This is a genomic window from Vibrio sp. OY15, from assembly GCF_000742455.1.
GTDB lineage: Bacteria > Pseudomonadota > Gammaproteobacteria > Enterobacterales > Vibrionaceae > Vibrio > Vibrio alginolyticus.
In genome coordinates, this window is record NZ_JPIL01000006.1 from 357,613 (window position 1) to 372,763 (window position 15,151).

The following is a 15,151-nucleotide window of genomic DNA, read 5'->3' on the forward strand; positions in this document are numbered from 1 at the left end:
ACACGATTCTTGGTGACATAATTTAGATAACCATAAGATCGATTTGTCGTCAATTGCGCTTAAATTCTCTTAAATTACTTTAACTTCGCGTAATTTCGACAAAGTATAGCTATACCTTTGGTGTTGGATTTTGTATTTTTTAAATGTTTTTAGTGAATTTTTAGCCGCTAAAACGCACCGGGCTGAGGTATTGATTTCGGTATATCGAAAATAAACCTCTTATTAATGGTTATGTTTATTTAGTGGTTTGTTTTTATTGGAAATTAAAATCGTCACTTTTGTAGATTTATGGGGTGGTGACAGGTTGTGTATATTAAGTCTGGGGTGAAGTAGGTGAGTTGATTGATACTGTTAGTAGAGAAAGAAAGGTTGTTGTTGTAAGTACATAAAGTTATTAACCTAATTTTTTTATTGCTAAATGTTCTAACTCATTATGGTGTTTGTGACATTTATGAGAGGTGTCTAGCGAGAACCTTATTGACATTTGAGGGGCGATTTATTGACACTTGGGGGGCGGTGATTACAAGGAAGTTATTTTTTATCATATGGTTATGTGGTTTCTTTACCCTTTAACCATAATAATAACCTATTATTAGAGGTTAAAATTAGCGACATTATCGTAAGGAAATAAAGATTGTCGTTTTTTGCATACGTAGGATTATGCGGTTTGCGCAGGCGGTACCGTATAGAAAGCGTTATATAATTGAGGCATTTAATGGAAATTTGTCGAATTGAAAGCGTAGACCAGTATATCGAGTCATTTTGTGACTATATCGATGATTATCGCCGAAATTTGAATAAGCAGGGTATTTGGCTTTTTCTTGCTACGCTAGGTATCTGGAGTGTTGAACCTGTGTACCTTCAGCAAGTCGCAATGTTTATTACCTTTACGATATTTTCGTCAAAGTTGTTTAAAGAATGGAAAGAAGAAGGTGCCCATTTCACATTTAAATCCGCAGCAGAACTTGTCGAAAATAAAATTAACTGCTTAGCAAATGAAAGTGAGAGGGAGTTTTTCCACCAAGTTTTCGCTCTTAAAAAAGAAAGGAAACTCAATGTAATGCTAGCTCTCAAAGAGACCTATGTGTACGTCCTGACTTTCTTGTTTTTTGTAATGTGTTACTTCGAAATGTTCCTATGGAAAATTATATAACGTTTAAGGTGTTACGATACTTTTTCTTATCTGAACTGATGCCACTAAGTCATTTGAGCTAAGATGGTTTTGTCCAGCCCCTTCACTGTAGGGGCTTTAAATTCTTGCAATTTCTAACACATGGTCTTTCTATATCAGAGGGCACTAGAAAATAGTTTCGATTTTTATGGAAATAGACAGATAGATTTCGTTCGACTCTTCTTGGGTGGGTAGTTTAATAAAATCAATGCTATGGATTTAAAAAGGATGACATAATGAACTCAATGTACATCTAGAAAAGGGGGGAACTATTTTGGGTGACCTGATAACGAAACTTGGAACTCGAATTTTAATATCAGATAAATCTAAGCGAATTCAAGGACTGAGGAAAATTGCTGAACCTCTTTCAGAACAGCACATTCAACAAGCTGCCACAAAGTTCGACACTGTGAACGGAAAGACAAGCTCTTTTAAAGATTCTACTAATTTCGATGTGATCATTGATACCAAAAGGTACCCGCCAAAGGCCATACTCGGCATAGCACTGTCAGATTATTATGGCGTAGATATTCTCCCAGAACACTTTTCGGGTGGTGAAAAGAGTAGTTGCTTTCGGATACTCCGAGACCTTGGCTTTGAAACTGTTGATAAAGAGGGGACTAACCCTAAACGTGAAAACGAAGTATTTGATTACTCTAGTTTTACGGTTGGAGAATTGCACACTAAGTTAGAAGCATTTGAGCGTGCAGGTGTTTGGGTTCCTAATCATGCTCGTGATATTCCAGGGCCAACCAGATTTAGCAATTGTGTTGTGTTGTTTGTTACTCTGGAGAAAGAACGCAAAGAGCTTGAGCATAAGTACGACGATAAGTTTTTCCTTGGCGGTAGTATGTTTCAATGGGAGTCTCAAAACAAAAATACACCAGACACACCTCATATGATGATGATTATTGATGGGGAGCCAGTTGTACTTTTCGCTCGTGTTCACGAAAAGATTAAAAGCAAATCACAGCCATTCACGTATGTAGGCCAGTTAGGGTATGTAAAACATAGTTACCCTATTGATAGTAAAGACAATCCTGTTGAGGTGATTTTTGAGGTGTCGGAGCATCAAAATCCTGCTAGTGATACGTTGTCCGATTTGTACGAATGGTCACCTGGCATTGACCCTGAAGATAAACCTATTGATATTTCAAGAACCATTCTCAATGAAACTAGTGTACCTACAAGTTCAGTTAAGGCTATTGCTAAGCGTGGTAAAACCAGGGGTACTAAAAAGACTAATTGGGCAGAGCGAGATGAACGAAACAGAAATCTAGGCTTAGCAGGTGAAAAGTTAGTTGTCGAACATGAAATTCAGAGATTAACTGACCTTGGATTAATAGACTTAGCAAAGAGGGTCGAACATGTTGCCATAAGCTCTGATGGTGATGGTTATGATGTTTTGTCTTTTGATGACTATGGCGTTAAGAAGTACATCGAAGTTAAGACTACTAAACAGTCAAAGGGGACTGCCTTTTTCATATCGAGAAATGAAGTGGAGGTTTCTAGAGAAAAGGGTGAACAGTACTGGATATATCGCGTCTATGCTCTTAAAGGTAGTTCAAGTAAGGCGAGCTTCTATGCTTTGCAGGGACCAGTGGATAAACACTTCGACCTAATTCCAGAGAGTTATAAAGCACTTCCCAAGTAACCAGTAAATGAAGAAGGATGCATTGTACCTTCAGAGCTAGAGAGTGAGCCGAGCGATTTTAATACCAAATTTAATTCATAGGCTACTAATTTAGCGAAATTACCAACAAGGTTCTGTCCAAAAATGATTTAAGCCATATGAATTGTTGTGGAGATTGGTGGCTAACTATCTTGCACTTACACGTAGGTACTGGCCCCTCAAGTGTCAATAAACCAATCTTATCCATTGAGCACAGCAATGTCACACTGGGCTAATCCTCATTTCATTGACACTTGAGGGGCAGCGTTGGCTAAGCCTTTTTCCCTTTCGCAATCGCGTCCAGTTCTTCAACCAGGTCTTCGGCTCTGAGGTGCGTGTAGCGGCGTAGCATCTGCATTGATTTATGGCCGCTGGCGGCGACTTGCTGATCACTTAGCCGGCCTTCACCAAACGGCTAACGCTCTCGTGGCGCAGGTCGTGGAACTTAAAGTCCTGTAGCCCAATTTTGGCTTTAATCTTCATCCATACCTTCTTGATATTATAAGGATGCCGTTTGCCTACCTGAAGGATTCTAACGCCTGGAATGAAACTGGGGCGGTTATAGCATTACAACTGATTCTTTAATTAGCATCTTGGTTAGCTACCAATGATTGAACCAATGAGCAAAATCAAGTAATCCTATAAGCTAAATTACACGGCCTCATCAATGAAATCTAAACCTGTTAGATCCTCTGAGAAACCAATACCTGTCAGCTTATGTTCGGTCACTAACTCTCGAAGTATATCTGTACAGAATAGGTTTACGGGGCCTTCCTCTACTGACTTGAAGATATATTTATCTTGAGTATCTTCTTCGTCGAAGACTAGTGTTTCCAATCCTATCAATTCACCGTATTCAACTTTGGGAATCGTTAACTGTTTGTTTTCTCTTGCGAATGTCAGTGCTGCATAGAAATACCAAGTTTCACTACCTACATTGATTGGCAAAAACTCTCCACATGTCGACAACTTGTTATGTAAGTAATTGAATGCTTTGGGTGAAAATATGAGGAATGTATTACACCAAATACTTATATCTGGGGTTTCTGAATCTTTCTTGAGAACATCTGCAAACTCCGAATTAACCTTACCCCATATCGGTTGGAGTGATGAATTGTGCGAAGGTTGATGCAGTATGTCTCTTACAAGCTCAAAGTCACCTAATTGTTCAGCTAGGTCACTAGGCAATAATGAAAGAGTTTTAAACTTAGTAGGATCTTCTGTGATTCTATAAACGGTCATGAGCCATTCCAACTTACATCTTTTTTCTGAGTAATCTTTGAAGGGTATTCTCCATCCTTCAAGCTCATTTTAATCCTATTTAACCGAGCTATTACCATCTGTTTTGTCATACCACCAGTCACAAATATTCTTGCGATCCAGTTCTCATAGTTAAATCGATGTATTGAACGGTGTGCCGGTGACTTTGGGTCAACCCAATTCAAGTCGTTGTTCTTTTTGAAGTTCATCATCCAGACCCCATTTCTTGGATCATTTATACCTATTTGGTGCATGTGCAGCTCAAGTCGAGCTGCCTGAATTGCTGTTTGTTTGAACCGACCTTTACCTGGAATAATGTGGTGGGCTTCGTGATTGGTAGTAGGTTTTGGCTCCCCTGCTGCGGTTAGGTTTCTTGCAAGTTTTTGAGTTGGGTGATGTTTTTCTTCCTCAAGCTCTTTCAACTTTTTGCTCTGGTTTTCCTTTACATAATCTCGAAGCTCAGCTTCCATCTCTGTGACTTTGGCATGAGCAATCAATTGTGTACGCTTCATCTTCAAAAACTTTAGATCTCTTTGTTCAGCTTCAAGCATTCGTTTTACTTGCGCTTTGGGTGCGGTACGAGCTTTATTTGTCTTATATTTGGCGTAGAAGTCTTTAACTAACATATCGTAACGATCTAAGGCTAATTCTGCCGCTGATGGGTTTGCAGGACGATTTGAACGATGTCCAGCGATAGATAATCCAGTTTGCATTTCCATACCTATGTGTTGAGTTTTTGATGTAATAACATCAATAGGAAACTGGTTGCAATGTGATTGTCGAGAATTATGACTCAGCTTAAAAAATAAAGAGATAAATGGTAAAGGTCGGGAGGTGTGACTGTGGGGAAACATCAATGTATGCGGTAAATATAGAGGGGAGAGTTATATAAAACTTACTATTAGTTCAGTTACCACTTACCTGAGAAAGCTTCACACAGTTCAAGTATAGCTGCCCCTCATATGTCAGCACTGGTATGTTTATCTTTCTAGTCCCCCAAGATTCAATAAGTCGGGCTTATCAGAGGAGAACAAGCCGGCATTACTCATCTAATAGATATAGTATTGACATTTGAGGGTCGCTTCTACCTATGCTTTTTTCTCTTTTGCAATCGCGTCCAGCTCTTCAACCAGGTCTTCGGCTCTGAGGTGCGTGTACCGGCGTAGCATCTGCATCGATTTATGGCCGCTGATGGCCGCGACTTGCTGATCACTTAATCCGCCTTCTACTAAACGGCTGACGCTCTCGTGGCGCAGGTCGTGGAATTTGAAATCCTTCAGGCCAATCTTGGTCTTAATCTTCATCCATACCTTGTTGAAATTGTATGGACGTCTTTTGCCGTCTTTACCTGGCTCGCCAAAAAAAATCAGGTCAGTATCAATTGGCCGTACCGGATTGTTAATTGCTTGTTTAAAAGATTCTAACGCCGGGAGAGAAAGCGGAACGGTTCTCGGCATGGTGTTTTTGGTTTCAACCAGGAAAACTACACGTTTTTTCAAATCAACTTGAGAGCGGCGCAAAGAGGTTATCTCTGATGAGCGCATACCCGTTTCTAAGGCTATACGGACAATCCAGGTTAACATCGGATTCGAATGTGCCTCAACGGCTTCTAGGAGCTTCAATTCTTCTTCTGGAGTTAAGCGTCGTTCTCGCCCAGAAGGAGGGGAGGGCTTGCGGATATTTTGTACTGGATTAATTGCTAAGCCTATACCCCATTCTTTAATCGCGATGTTGTATAGGTGGCTGAGCAGCGCTAGGTCTATACGAACTGTGTTTGGAGAACGAGGTTTCGGCGCAGGATTCCCTTTGGCGTCGCATCGGTCTAAGCCAGCTAAACGGTCATCACGGTATTTGGCAATGATATCTGGAGTGAGGGCGGCTAGGGAATATTGGCCTAAAGCTTTGATGATTGGTTTGGAATGTCTTGCATCACATGCAGCAGTGGCTGGGCGCTTCGTGGGAGATACTTCAGCTAAATAACGTTGCAGAGCATCTTCTATCGTCATCCGTTCTGAATAAGAGCGTTTGATATACACGCCACGAACAATTTCATCTTCAGTACGCCTAGCCCAATCTTCTGCATCGCGTTTGAGGCGAAAAGTTTTAGATGTAGTTGGCCAGCCTGTTTTTCTAATAACAGCTTTCCATGTGCCTGAAGGGGTTTTAACTAAGGTTGCCATAAAAGTACTCCCGAATACTCACTGTACTGATTTTGTACCTCGGGACGTATAGAAAGGCAACATTCAAAAGAGGATAAGCGATAAGTGCTTGATTTGAATGGTGGCCCCTCGCAGACTTGAACTGCGGACCAATCGATTATGAGTCGACTGCTCTAACCACTGAGCTAAGGGGCCTTAATAGGACAACGATTATAGGGGAAGCGTTGCAAGGTGTCTAGATACCAACTAGGGCAATTGCGCTTAGTTTTTATCCACTTAGAACAGTAGATAATAAAAAAGGTGACCTAAAGTCACCTTTTTTGATTTCTAAAAGCTTGTATGCGCTGCGATTATTCGTCTAGGAAGCTGCGCAGAGTCTCTGAGCGGCTTGGGTGACGAAGTTTACGTAGTGCTTTTGCTTCGATCTGACGGATACGCTCACGAGTAACGTCGAACTGCTTACCAACTTCTTCTAGAGTATGGTCAGTGTTCATGTCGATACCAAAGCGCATACGAAGTACTTTCGCTTCACGTGGCGTTAGACCTGCAAGCACGTCTTTTGTTGCCACTTTAAGGCTAGTTGCTGTTGCAGAATCTAGCGGAAGTTCTAGCGTTGTATCTTCGATAAAATCACCTAGATGCGAATCTTCGTCGTCACCGATTGGTGTCTCCATTGAGATAGGCTCTTTAGCGATTTTTAGAACTTTACGAATCTTGTCTTCTGGCATTTGCATGCGCTCTGCCAGTTCTTCCGGTAGTGGCTCGCGACCCATCTCTTGCAACATTTGACGAGAAATACGGTTTAGCTTGTTGATCGTTTCGATCATGTGTACCGGGATACGAATCGTACGTGCTTGGTCCGCGATTGAACGAGTGATTGCCTGACGGATCCACCACGTTGCGTAAGTCGAGAACTTGTAACCACGACGATATTCGAACTTATCTACCGCTTTCATCAGACCGATGTTACCTTCCTGGATCAGATCCAAGAACTGTAGGCCACGGTTGGTGTATTTCTTCGCGATAGAAATTACAAGACGCAAGTTCGCTTCAACCATCTCTTTCTTCGCACGGCGAGCTTTTGCTTCACCGATAGACATACGACGGCTGATGTCTTTAATGTTCTGTACGTTTAGAGAAGTCTCTTCTTCAATCATTTTTAGCTTAGCGATTGAACGACGGATTTCTTCTTCGTTACGTTTGATCTTTTCAGCGTATGGCTTGTCTGAAGCAAGAACTTCATCCAGCCAAGCTTCACTTGATTCATTACCAGTGAACAGCGCGATGAATGATTTCTTCGGCATTTTGCCGTATTCAACCACTGACTTCATGATCAGACGCTCTTGTGTACGAACGCGATCCATAGCAGTACGCAGTTCATTCACTAGGTGATCAAACTGTTTAGGCGTTAGACGAAACTCGCGGAATACGTCTAGCATCATTTCATTAGCAACGGTTGCTTTCGGGCTGTTATAGCCGTACTCGTTGATTGCTAATTGAAGATTTTGATAGGTGCTGCGTAGTTGGTTGAATTTCTCTAGCGCTAATTCAGGATCGATACCTACATCTTCTTCAGAATCATCTGAATCGTCATCGCTATCTTCGTCGTCATCAACGTCTTCATCGTCTTCTTCTTCTAACTGAGATTCAGTCAGTTCAGAACCGATGTGTGTTGCCGTTGGTGCAGCGGTGTCGTCAGCATCTGGATCTACAAAACCTGAAATTAGGTCTGTAAGACGTAGTTCTTCAGCTTGAACTTTGTCAAATTGCTCAAGAATGTACGGAATTGTGCCTGGGTATTCAGCAACAGACGATTGAACTTGGTTAATACCTTCTTCAATACGTTTTGCGATGTCGATTTCGCCTTCGCGAGTTAGAAGTTCGACAGTACCCATCTCACGCATGTACATACGTACTGGGTCTGTTGTACGACCAATCTCACTCTCTACGCTAGAAAGTGCAGCGGCTGCAGCTTCGGCTGCATCTTCATCGGTAATATTTGTGTCATCGTTCAGTGCTAAATCATCAGCATCAGGAGCAGTTTCTACTACCTTAATGCCCATGTCGTTGATCATCTGAATGATGTCTTCTACCTGTTCTGAATCTACGATTTCAGCAGGTAGGTGGTCATTTACTTCGGCGTAGGTCAGATAGCCTTGTTCCTTGCCTTTAATAACAAGTGACTTTAGCTGTGACTGCGGATTGTGATCCATAGACGGTATCCAACTTCGTAATCTGGTGAAGGAATCAGTATGCGAAATGCAAACCACTTACTATAACAAATTAAATCGTTGCTGACTAATTAAACAGGGTTACGCTTTTAAATCTAGCATAAGTGCTAGCAGCTCCCTTTTCTCTTCGGCTGATAAACCGACACTTCTTGCTTTGGCCTGCAGGTTTTCAATTTGTTTTTCTACGCACTGGGCAATAATTTTATCCAGTGAGTCTAAAAAGATTTCTTCTTGGTTGTCCTCATCGAGTGGAATGTCCCAACTCGCGAGACGAGACAGAAGGGTCTCATTTTGGCTGTTTCGCCAATGCTCTAATAATTGGCCTGTGTTGATATGGGGATGCGCTTGGCATTTATCAAGTACATCAACAAATAAACTTAGACCAGGAATGGGCAAATCTCTAACGCTAGTTAGATCTGGCACCATACTTACGTATTGTGGGTTTTGAATCAGTAACGCGATCACTTCTCGCATCGGCGTTCGCTTGATTTCTTTATGAGGTTGAGGCCTTTTATCCTCTTTACCTTGTTTTGAAATTAGCTGCTGTAGTTGGCGTTCATCAACCAAACCCAAACGGCGGCCAAGCAATTCTCTCAAGTATAGTCTTAAAGTGCCGCCAGGGACTTTATCAATGAGAGGAACCGCAAGAGTACTCAGTTTTGCCATGCCTTCTTTCGTGCTCATATCGACCTGCTGAGTCAATGAGCTGAACATGAATTCAGACAAGGGCATCGCATTAGACACTTGCTGCTCAAATGCTTGTTTTCCGTTTTGTCGGATATAAGAGTCGGGATCTTCTCCATCCGGCAAAAACATGAATTTTAACTGGCGACCATCCGTTAGGTAAGGCAATGCATTTTCCATGGCACGCCACGCGGCTTCACGGCCTGCGCGGTCACCGTCATAACAACACACGACGGTGCTTGTTTGCCTGAATAACACTTGCAAGTGATCGCCCGTTGTCGAGGTTCCCAATGAGGCAACGGAATAATCTACGCCATATTGAGCAAGCGCGACAACATCCATATAGCCTTCAACCACTAAAATTTGTGGTGGCTCACGGTACGCTTGTAGTACTTCATAAAGGCCATACAACTCTTTACCTTTATGAAATATCGGGGTTTCGGGTGAGTTGAGATATTTTGGTGTCCCATCACCTAATACTCGACCACCAAAGCCTATTACTCGACCGCGTCTGTCTCGAATAGGAAACATCACTCGACCACGGAATCGGTCGTAGCGGTTGCCTTTATCGTTTTCAATCAACATGCCGCCAGTGACGAGCATGTCTTGGTTTTCTTTATTCTGGCCAAAGTTCTTACGAACTAAATCCCATTCATCAGCCACATAGCCGATGCCAAACTTCTGGACGATTTCACCAGACAGGCCGCGATCTTTTAGATACTCAATCGCCACCTTACTTGCTGGCTGTTTGAGTTGGTTACGATAAAATTGAGCAATGCTGCCCATTAAGTCGTATAGGTTACGTTTTTCACTGCTGCTTGCTTGTGGGCCTGATTGAAACGAACCATTACCGCCGCTACGTTGTTCGCGAGGAACATCTAAACCCAAGTATGAAGCGAGTTCTTCAATGGCTTCGACGAATTCTAGTCGGTCGAATTCCATCAAAAAATCGATGGCATTTCCATGCGCGCCACAACCAAAACAATGGTAGAACTGCTTTTCTTGACTGACACTGAATGAGGGTGTCTTTTCGTTGTGGAACGGGCAGCATGCGCCGTAGTTTTTGCCTTTTTTCTTAAGTTTCACACGTGCGTCGATGATATCGACAATATCAAGTCGAGCTAGAAGGTCATCGATAAAACTGCGAGGGATGTGTCCAGCCATAAAACCTAACAAAAAAAGAAGATGATGAGTGGAGTGAATGCCTTAAAAGAATGAGCGTATTGCTCATTGATTTCATTCCATCCATCCAGATACAAACAAGCCGTGCGCTCCAAAGGATAGCACGGCTTGCTGCAATTGGGTGGGGTACCTTAAGCCAATTTAGCGCGAACTAAACCGCTTACTTTACCCATATCTGCACGCCCTTGAATTTGCGGTTTCAGAACGCCCATTACTTTGCCCATGTCTTGCATGCCAGCTGCGCCAGATTCAGCAATCGCGTTCTCGATGAGAGCCGCTACTTCTTCGTCTGTCAGTGGTTGAGGCATAAAGTCCTCAAGAACGGTAATTTCTGCTTGTTCCGCATCAGCAAGATCTTGACGACCCGCTGCTTCAAACTGCGCTACAGAGTCGCGACGTTGTTTAACCATCTTGGTCAATACTGCAAGAATGTCGTCATCGTTCAGAGTAATCTGTTCGTCAACTTCACGTTGCTTGATTGCTGATAGGGCTAAACGAATAGTACCAAGGCGCAATTTGTCCTTGGCTTTCATCGCTAATTTTTGCTCTTCTTTGAGTTGATCAATCAGAGCCATAACTAAATTCCTTTTGGAGCTCAGTTATTAGTACAGGCGAACGCGACGAGCGTTTTCGCGAGCTAGCTTCTTAGCGTGACGCTTTTGAGCCGCTGCTTTAGCGCGTTTGCGAACTGTAGTTGGTTTTTCGTAGTGCTCACGACGACGCACTTCAGAAAGGATACCTGCTTTTTCGCAAGAGCGCTTAAAACGACGTAGAGCAACGTCGAACGGTTCGTTTTCACGTACTTTAACTACTGGCATATGCCTTTCACCTCAGGGGTTATTCGTTAACGCTGGTATTCAACAGACCAAATCACAATTGTTAGGTCTCTTACCAGCTTGATCAAAAATGGTGCGGAATTTTAATCCGATCACAACTACTTTGTAAAGCCTTTTGTCGATTATTGTCTGTACAAAATTTGTTTGCAGCACCAAGGCGAGGTAATATGACGCCCAAATTTCCTCTATACAGAAAGCATACTGAGAAAACCATGCGCATTATTGGTATTGAAACCTCTTGTGACGAGACTGGCATCGCAATTTATGACGATGAAAACGGTCTCTTGTCACACAAGCTATACAGCCAAGTAAAACTGCACGCAGATTACGGCGGTGTGGTGCCTGAGTTGGCTTCACGTGACCACGTAAAGAAAACCATTCCTCTTATTAAAGAGGCACTAAAAGAAGCGAACTTAACTTCAAAAGACATCGATGGTGTCGCGTATACCGCGGGGCCTGGTCTTGTTGGGGCGCTATTAGTGGGTGCGACTATCGGTCGCAGTATTGCTTATGCTTGGGGAGTGCCAGCGGTACCTGTTCATCATATGGAAGGTCACCTATTGGCCCCAATGTTGGAAGATAACCCTCCACCGTTCCCGTTTGTGGCGGTATTAGTATCGGGCGGCCACTCTATGATGGTGGAAGTGAGAGGCATCGGTGAGTACAAAATTCTAGGTGAGTCGATTGATGATGCGGCGGGAGAAGCGTTTGATAAAACAGCGAAGCTAATGGGTTTGGATTACCCAGGCGGTCCACTATTATCTAAACTGGCGGAAAAAGGTACACCGGGCCGCTTTAAGTTCCCGCGCCCAATGACGAATGTGCCAGGTTTGGACATGAGTTTCTCTGGTCTAAAAACCTTTACGGCTAACACGATTGCTGCAAACGGTGATGACGAGCAAACCCGCGCGGACATCGCATTGGCATTTGAAGAGGCTGTGTGTGCTACGTTGGCTATTAAATGTAAGCGCGCGCTTGAGCAAACAGGCATGAAACGCATTGTTATTGCTGGTGGTGTGAGTGCTAACCGTCGTTTGCGAGCTGAGTTAGAGAAGTTAGCGAAGAAAGTTGGCGGCGAAGTTTACTACCCACGTACTGAGTTCTGTACAGATAACGGTGCGATGATCGCTTACGCAGGCATGCAGCGCTTGAAGAATGGCGAAGTGGCTGATATGTCAGTAGAGGCTCGTCCACGTTGGCCAATTGATCAACTAACACCTGTCGCTTAGTCAAATTTATGCGGTAGGTTTGAAACCGGTTCTTTGTAATAAAGGTCTCTGCTCCTCAGAGGCCTTTATTTTTAATTATTCAATGAACCGCCTCGTTTTACATTCTGACTGATGCGATCAGTTCGCGATTGTTTCAGTGCTAGGATGACGTGGAAGAATAAGAAATGGATATAACAATGAATAAGTTTGAAATTGAAGGTCAGCAACTTGCTTATCTAGATAAAGGTGAGGGCCCTGTGCTTCTATTTGGTCATAGTTACCTTTGGGATAGCCAAATGTGGGCGCCACAAGTTGAGGTTTTAAGCCAGTCATTCCGTTGTATTGTGCCAGATCTTTGGGCACATGGTGAATCGGACGCTGCACCTGCATCGACACAGTCATTGGCCGACTATGCACAACATATGTTGGCATTGATGGATCATTTAGATATCGAAGAATTCTCGATAGTGGGCTTATCTGTTGGCGGCATGTGGGGAGCTGAGCTAACGGCTCAAGCGCCGCAACGTGTTAAGTCACTGGTATTGATGGATACCTTCATTGGCTGGGAGCCAGAAGTTACGTATAAAAAGTATTTTGCAATGCTTGATACCATCAGCCAAGTCCAAGCAGTGCCTGCGCCAATTATTGAAGCCGTTGTGCCGCTGTTCTTTGCCAACAACGTCAATCAGGATAACCCTAAACTTGTCGCTTCATTCAAACGCAGTTTAGAAGAGCTGAACGGTGAGCGTGCGGTGGAAGTAGCTCGCATGGGGCGCATGGTGTTTGGTCGCCGTGATGTGATTGAAGATTCGGAAAAATTCGCTCTGCCGACGTTAATTGCGGTGGGCTGTGAAGATAAGCCTCGCCCGGTTTTCGAATCGTATTTAATGAAAGACTGTATCACGGGCAGTGAGTTGGTAGAAATTCCGCAAGCGGGACACATCAGTTGTTTAGAACAGCCGGAGTTCGTCAACCAAATGTTGTTGAACTTCCTGAATCGAGTTCATGCGTAACCAATGCATCCCTCTTTAAACGAAAAACTCGGCATTAAGCCGAGTTTTTTTGTGTCAGTTTCTTCTCGCCGATTTTTGGCTCGTCGCCAGACAAAAGCCGACGAATATTTTGATGATGCTTAAATACGATTAAGCAACACAGCATAGCAACAGGTAACGTGTATTGCGGTTTAAACATCCAAGTATAAAACGGAGTGACCAAAACCGTGACGAGAGCCGCTAAGGATGAATAGCGGAATAGCGCGGCTACTGACAGCCAAGTTAACATCACCAATCCTGTTAAGTCCAAACCAATCGGAGCGATAGCGCCAAGCGCGGTTGCGACACCTTTTCCGCCTTTAAAGTGGAAAAAGATGGGGTACATGTGGCCAAGACAGGCAGCAATGGCGATGACGCCAAGAATGATAGGGTCGATACCAAGAAAGTATCCGCCCCACACGGGGATAGTGCCTTTGAGCATATCGCACAACAAGACTGAAACAGCGGCTCCTCGTCCGCCAATACGCAATACGTTCGTTGCTCCAGGATTGTTAGATCCCACACTGCGTGGGTCTGGCAGTTTTAAGAGTCGACAGATCAAAACCGCACTGGAAACCGAACCTAATAAATAGGCGGCCATTGTCATTATCAGTGCCAGTGCGTCCATAGAAGTCCTTGATGGATTGGAATTTAATGCTCGGTTCCCGCGTAGTTGCTATCATACCCCGAATTTACATAATGCAGAAATCCTCACTGTGATAGAGCTTGCATTATGTGATTTCTTGTATATAAAGATGCTTTCGCAGTTTATACCTAAGTAACATTGTGATGACCAAAGTAAATGTTACTTAGGTATAGAATACTACGATCAAATTACCCCTCACGGGTATCCGACCTCTGTAATAGAAGGACATAAGATGGCTCTGGATAAAGTTTTTATTGAACAGTTAGAAGTAATCACCACAATTGGCGTGTACGACTGGGAGCAACAAATCAAACAAAAGTTGGTTCTAGATATTGAAATGGCACACGATAATAAACCTGCGGGCAAAAGTGATGATGTGCAAGATGCACTGGATTATTCGCAGGTGAGTGAGGCGGTACTTAACCACATTGAAAATGGTCGTTTCTTACTGGTCGAGCGCGTGGCTGAAGAAGTAGCAGAGCTTATCATGCTGCGTTTCTCAGTGCCTTGGGTGAAAATCCGCCTAGCGAAGCCTGGCGCCGTGCCGCAAGCACGTGCTGTTGGTGTGGTGATTGAGCGAGGCCGAGCATGATCACCACCTATATCGGTGTTGGGACGAACGTAGAAAGAGAGCAACATGTGCTTGCTGCGTATCAGGAGCTGCAACGGCTTGGAGAAAATCTCCTCGTATCACCGATATATGAATGCGAACCTATTGGTTTTAGCAGCAAGAATTTCTACAACTTTGTCGTTGCAATGCGTACCGAGTTGTCATTAGAAGAGTTGAGCCATCAACTACGCGAGATTGAATTTAAGTGGGGACGCGAAGAAAACGCGCAAAAGTATCAGGATCGAACACTGGATCTCGATATAGTGTTGTTCGGTGAGCGCGTCTCCAAGAAAAAACCTGAGCTACCTCGCAGTGATATCTACAAATATCCTTTTGTCACAAAGCCGCTGTATGATCTCGAACCGCAATTAGTGATCCCAGGCGATGGACGCACAGTCGCAGACATTTGGCATGCTATGCAGCCAGTCGATTCGCTCAAACCCGTTTCCTTTCATTTTTAA

The 15,151-nt window shown here is 43.5% G+C and carries 14 protein-coding genes and 1 tRNA gene; 6 read left to right on the top strand and 9 right to left on the bottom strand.

Annotated features, from left to right (window positions below; translation table 11 throughout):
- Window positions 1-715: 715 nt before the first annotated feature.
- Together IJ23_RS23750 and IJ23_RS08840 are read left to right on the top strand one after the other, a co-directional pair.
- Window positions 716-1,153 (top strand): hypothetical protein, encoded by a 438-nt coding sequence (locus tag IJ23_RS23750; RefSeq protein WP_050550076.1) that lies wholly within the window; start codon window positions 716-718, stop codon window positions 1,151-1,153.
- 292 nt (window positions 1,154-1,445) lie between these two features.
- Window positions 1,446-2,825: a DUF3427 domain-containing protein gene (locus tag IJ23_RS08840; RefSeq protein WP_033906077.1), complete on the top strand. Its 1,380-nt coding sequence runs from the start codon at window positions 1,446-1,448 to the stop codon at window positions 2,823-2,825.
- Between the two features lie 669 nt (window positions 2,826-3,494).
- Here IJ23_RS08840 and IJ23_RS08845 read toward each other — a convergent pair.
- From IJ23_RS08845 to rpsU, 8 genes are all read right to left on the bottom strand, one after another.
- Window positions 3,495-4,085, bottom strand: coding sequence for a hypothetical protein (locus IJ23_RS08845; RefSeq protein WP_033906078.1), 591 nt, complete (start codon window positions 4,083-4,085; stop codon window positions 3,495-3,497).
- Entirely contained in the window at window positions 4,082-4,816 is a 735-nt protein-coding gene (locus IJ23_RS08850; RefSeq protein WP_050550077.1) for an AHH domain-containing protein, read from the bottom strand. The genes IJ23_RS08845 and IJ23_RS08850 overlap by 4 nt, the downstream gene beginning before the upstream one ends.
- Before the next feature lie 375 nt (window positions 4,817-5,191).
- Complete coding sequence (locus IJ23_RS08855; RefSeq protein ID WP_033906079.1) at window positions 5,192-6,283, bottom strand: integrase; 1,092 nt, start codon at window positions 6,281-6,283, stop codon at window positions 5,192-5,194.
- A gap of 98 nt (window positions 6,284-6,381) precedes the next feature.
- Window positions 6,382-6,457: transfer RNA gene (locus tag IJ23_RS08860), tRNA-Ile, on the bottom strand.
- A 155-nt stretch (window positions 6,458-6,612) separates the two neighbouring features.
- A complete protein-coding gene (gene rpoD, locus IJ23_RS08865) occupies window positions 6,613-8,475 on the bottom strand; it encodes an RNA polymerase sigma factor RpoD (RefSeq protein WP_005395986.1) in 1,863 nt (620 codons plus the stop codon).
- A gap of 99 nt (window positions 8,476-8,574) precedes the next feature.
- Window positions 8,575-10,341, bottom strand: coding sequence for a DNA primase (gene dnaG / locus IJ23_RS08870; RefSeq protein ID WP_005379719.1), 1,767 nt, complete (start codon window positions 10,339-10,341; stop codon window positions 8,575-8,577).
- 149 nt (window positions 10,342-10,490) lie between these two features.
- Window positions 10,491-10,934, bottom strand: a complete 444-nt coding sequence (locus tag IJ23_RS08875; protein WP_005379720.1) for a GatB/YqeY domain-containing protein — start codon at window positions 10,932-10,934, stop codon at window positions 10,491-10,493.
- A gap of 27 nt (window positions 10,935-10,961) precedes the next feature.
- Window positions 10,962-11,177 (bottom strand): 30S ribosomal protein S21, encoded by a 216-nt coding sequence (rpsU, locus tag IJ23_RS08880; RefSeq protein ID WP_001145625.1) that lies wholly within the window; start codon window positions 11,175-11,177, stop codon window positions 10,962-10,964.
- 230 nt (window positions 11,178-11,407) lie between these two features.
- Here rpsU and tsaD point away from each other — a divergent pair, with 230 nt between their 5' ends.
- Window positions 11,408-12,424 (top strand): tRNA (adenosine(37)-N6)-threonylcarbamoyltransferase complex transferase subunit TsaD, encoded by a 1,017-nt coding sequence (tsaD, locus tag IJ23_RS08885; RefSeq protein WP_005379854.1) that lies wholly within the window; start codon window positions 11,408-11,410, stop codon window positions 12,422-12,424.
- A gap of 176 nt (window positions 12,425-12,600) precedes the next feature.
- The gene (locus IJ23_RS08890; protein WP_005379855.1) at window positions 12,601-13,416 is read left to right on the top strand and encodes an alpha/beta fold hydrolase; all 816 of its coding nucleotides are present in this window, start codon (window positions 12,601-12,603) and stop codon (window positions 13,414-13,416) included.
- A 34-nt stretch (window positions 13,417-13,450) separates the two neighbouring features.
- Here the strand turns inward: IJ23_RS08890 and plsY are convergent, their stop codons facing one another.
- A complete protein-coding gene (gene plsY / locus IJ23_RS08895) occupies window positions 13,451-14,062 on the bottom strand; it encodes a glycerol-3-phosphate 1-O-acyltransferase PlsY (RefSeq protein ID WP_005379857.1) in 612 nt (203 codons plus the stop codon).
- Window positions 14,063-14,312: 250 nt separating this feature from the next.
- Between plsY and folB the strand changes: the two genes are divergently transcribed.
- Both folB and folK read left to right on the top strand, forming a co-directional pair.
- Window positions 14,313-14,672 (top strand): bifunctional dihydroneopterin aldolase/7,8-dihydroneopterin epimerase, encoded by a 360-nt coding sequence (folB, locus tag IJ23_RS08900; protein WP_005379859.1) that lies wholly within the window; start codon window positions 14,313-14,315, stop codon window positions 14,670-14,672.
- Window positions 14,669-15,151: a 2-amino-4-hydroxy-6-hydroxymethyldihydropteridine diphosphokinase gene (folK, locus tag IJ23_RS08905; protein ID WP_005387457.1), complete on the top strand. Its 483-nt coding sequence runs from the start codon at window positions 14,669-14,671 to the stop codon at window positions 15,149-15,151. The genes folB and folK overlap by 4 nt, the downstream gene beginning before the upstream one ends.

Coding starts and splice junctions, on each gene's coding strand:
- IJ23_RS23750 (WP_050550076.1), top strand. CDS start 716: ATGGAAATTTGTCGAATTGAAAGCGTAGACCAGTATATCGAGTCATTT.
- IJ23_RS08845 (WP_033906078.1), bottom strand. CDS start 4,085: ATGACCGTTTATAGAATCACAGAAGATCCTACTAAGTTTAAAACTCTT.
- IJ23_RS08850 (WP_050550077.1), bottom strand. CDS start 4,816: ATGCAAACTGGATTATCTATCGCTGGACATCGTTCAAATCGTCCTGCA.
- IJ23_RS08855 (WP_033906079.1), bottom strand. CDS start 6,283: ATGGCAACCTTAGTTAAAACCCCTTCAGGCACATGGAAAGCTGTTATT.
- rpoD (WP_005395986.1), bottom strand. CDS start 8,475: ATGGATCACAATCCGCAGTCACAGCTAAAGTCACTTGTTATTAAAGGC.
- dnaG (WP_005379719.1), bottom strand. CDS start 10,341: ATGGCTGGACACATCCCTCGCAGTTTTATCGATGACCTTCTAGCTCGA.
- IJ23_RS08875 (WP_005379720.1), bottom strand. CDS start 10,934: ATGGCTCTGATTGATCAACTCAAAGAAGAGCAAAAATTAGCGATGAAA.
- rpsU (WP_001145625.1), bottom strand. CDS start 11,177: ATGCCAGTAGTTAAAGTACGTGAAAACGAACCGTTCGACGTTGCTCTA.
- tsaD (WP_005379854.1), top strand. CDS start 11,408: ATGCGCATTATTGGTATTGAAACCTCTTGTGACGAGACTGGCATCGCA.
- IJ23_RS08890 (WP_005379855.1), top strand. CDS start 12,601: ATGAATAAGTTTGAAATTGAAGGTCAGCAACTTGCTTATCTAGATAAA.
- plsY (WP_005379857.1), bottom strand. CDS start 14,062: ATGGACGCACTGGCACTGATAATGACAATGGCCGCCTATTTATTAGGT.
- folB (WP_005379859.1), top strand. CDS start 14,313: ATGGCTCTGGATAAAGTTTTTATTGAACAGTTAGAAGTAATCACCACA.
- folK (WP_005387457.1), top strand. CDS start 14,669: ATGATCACCACCTATATCGGTGTTGGGACGAACGTAGAAAGAGAGCAA.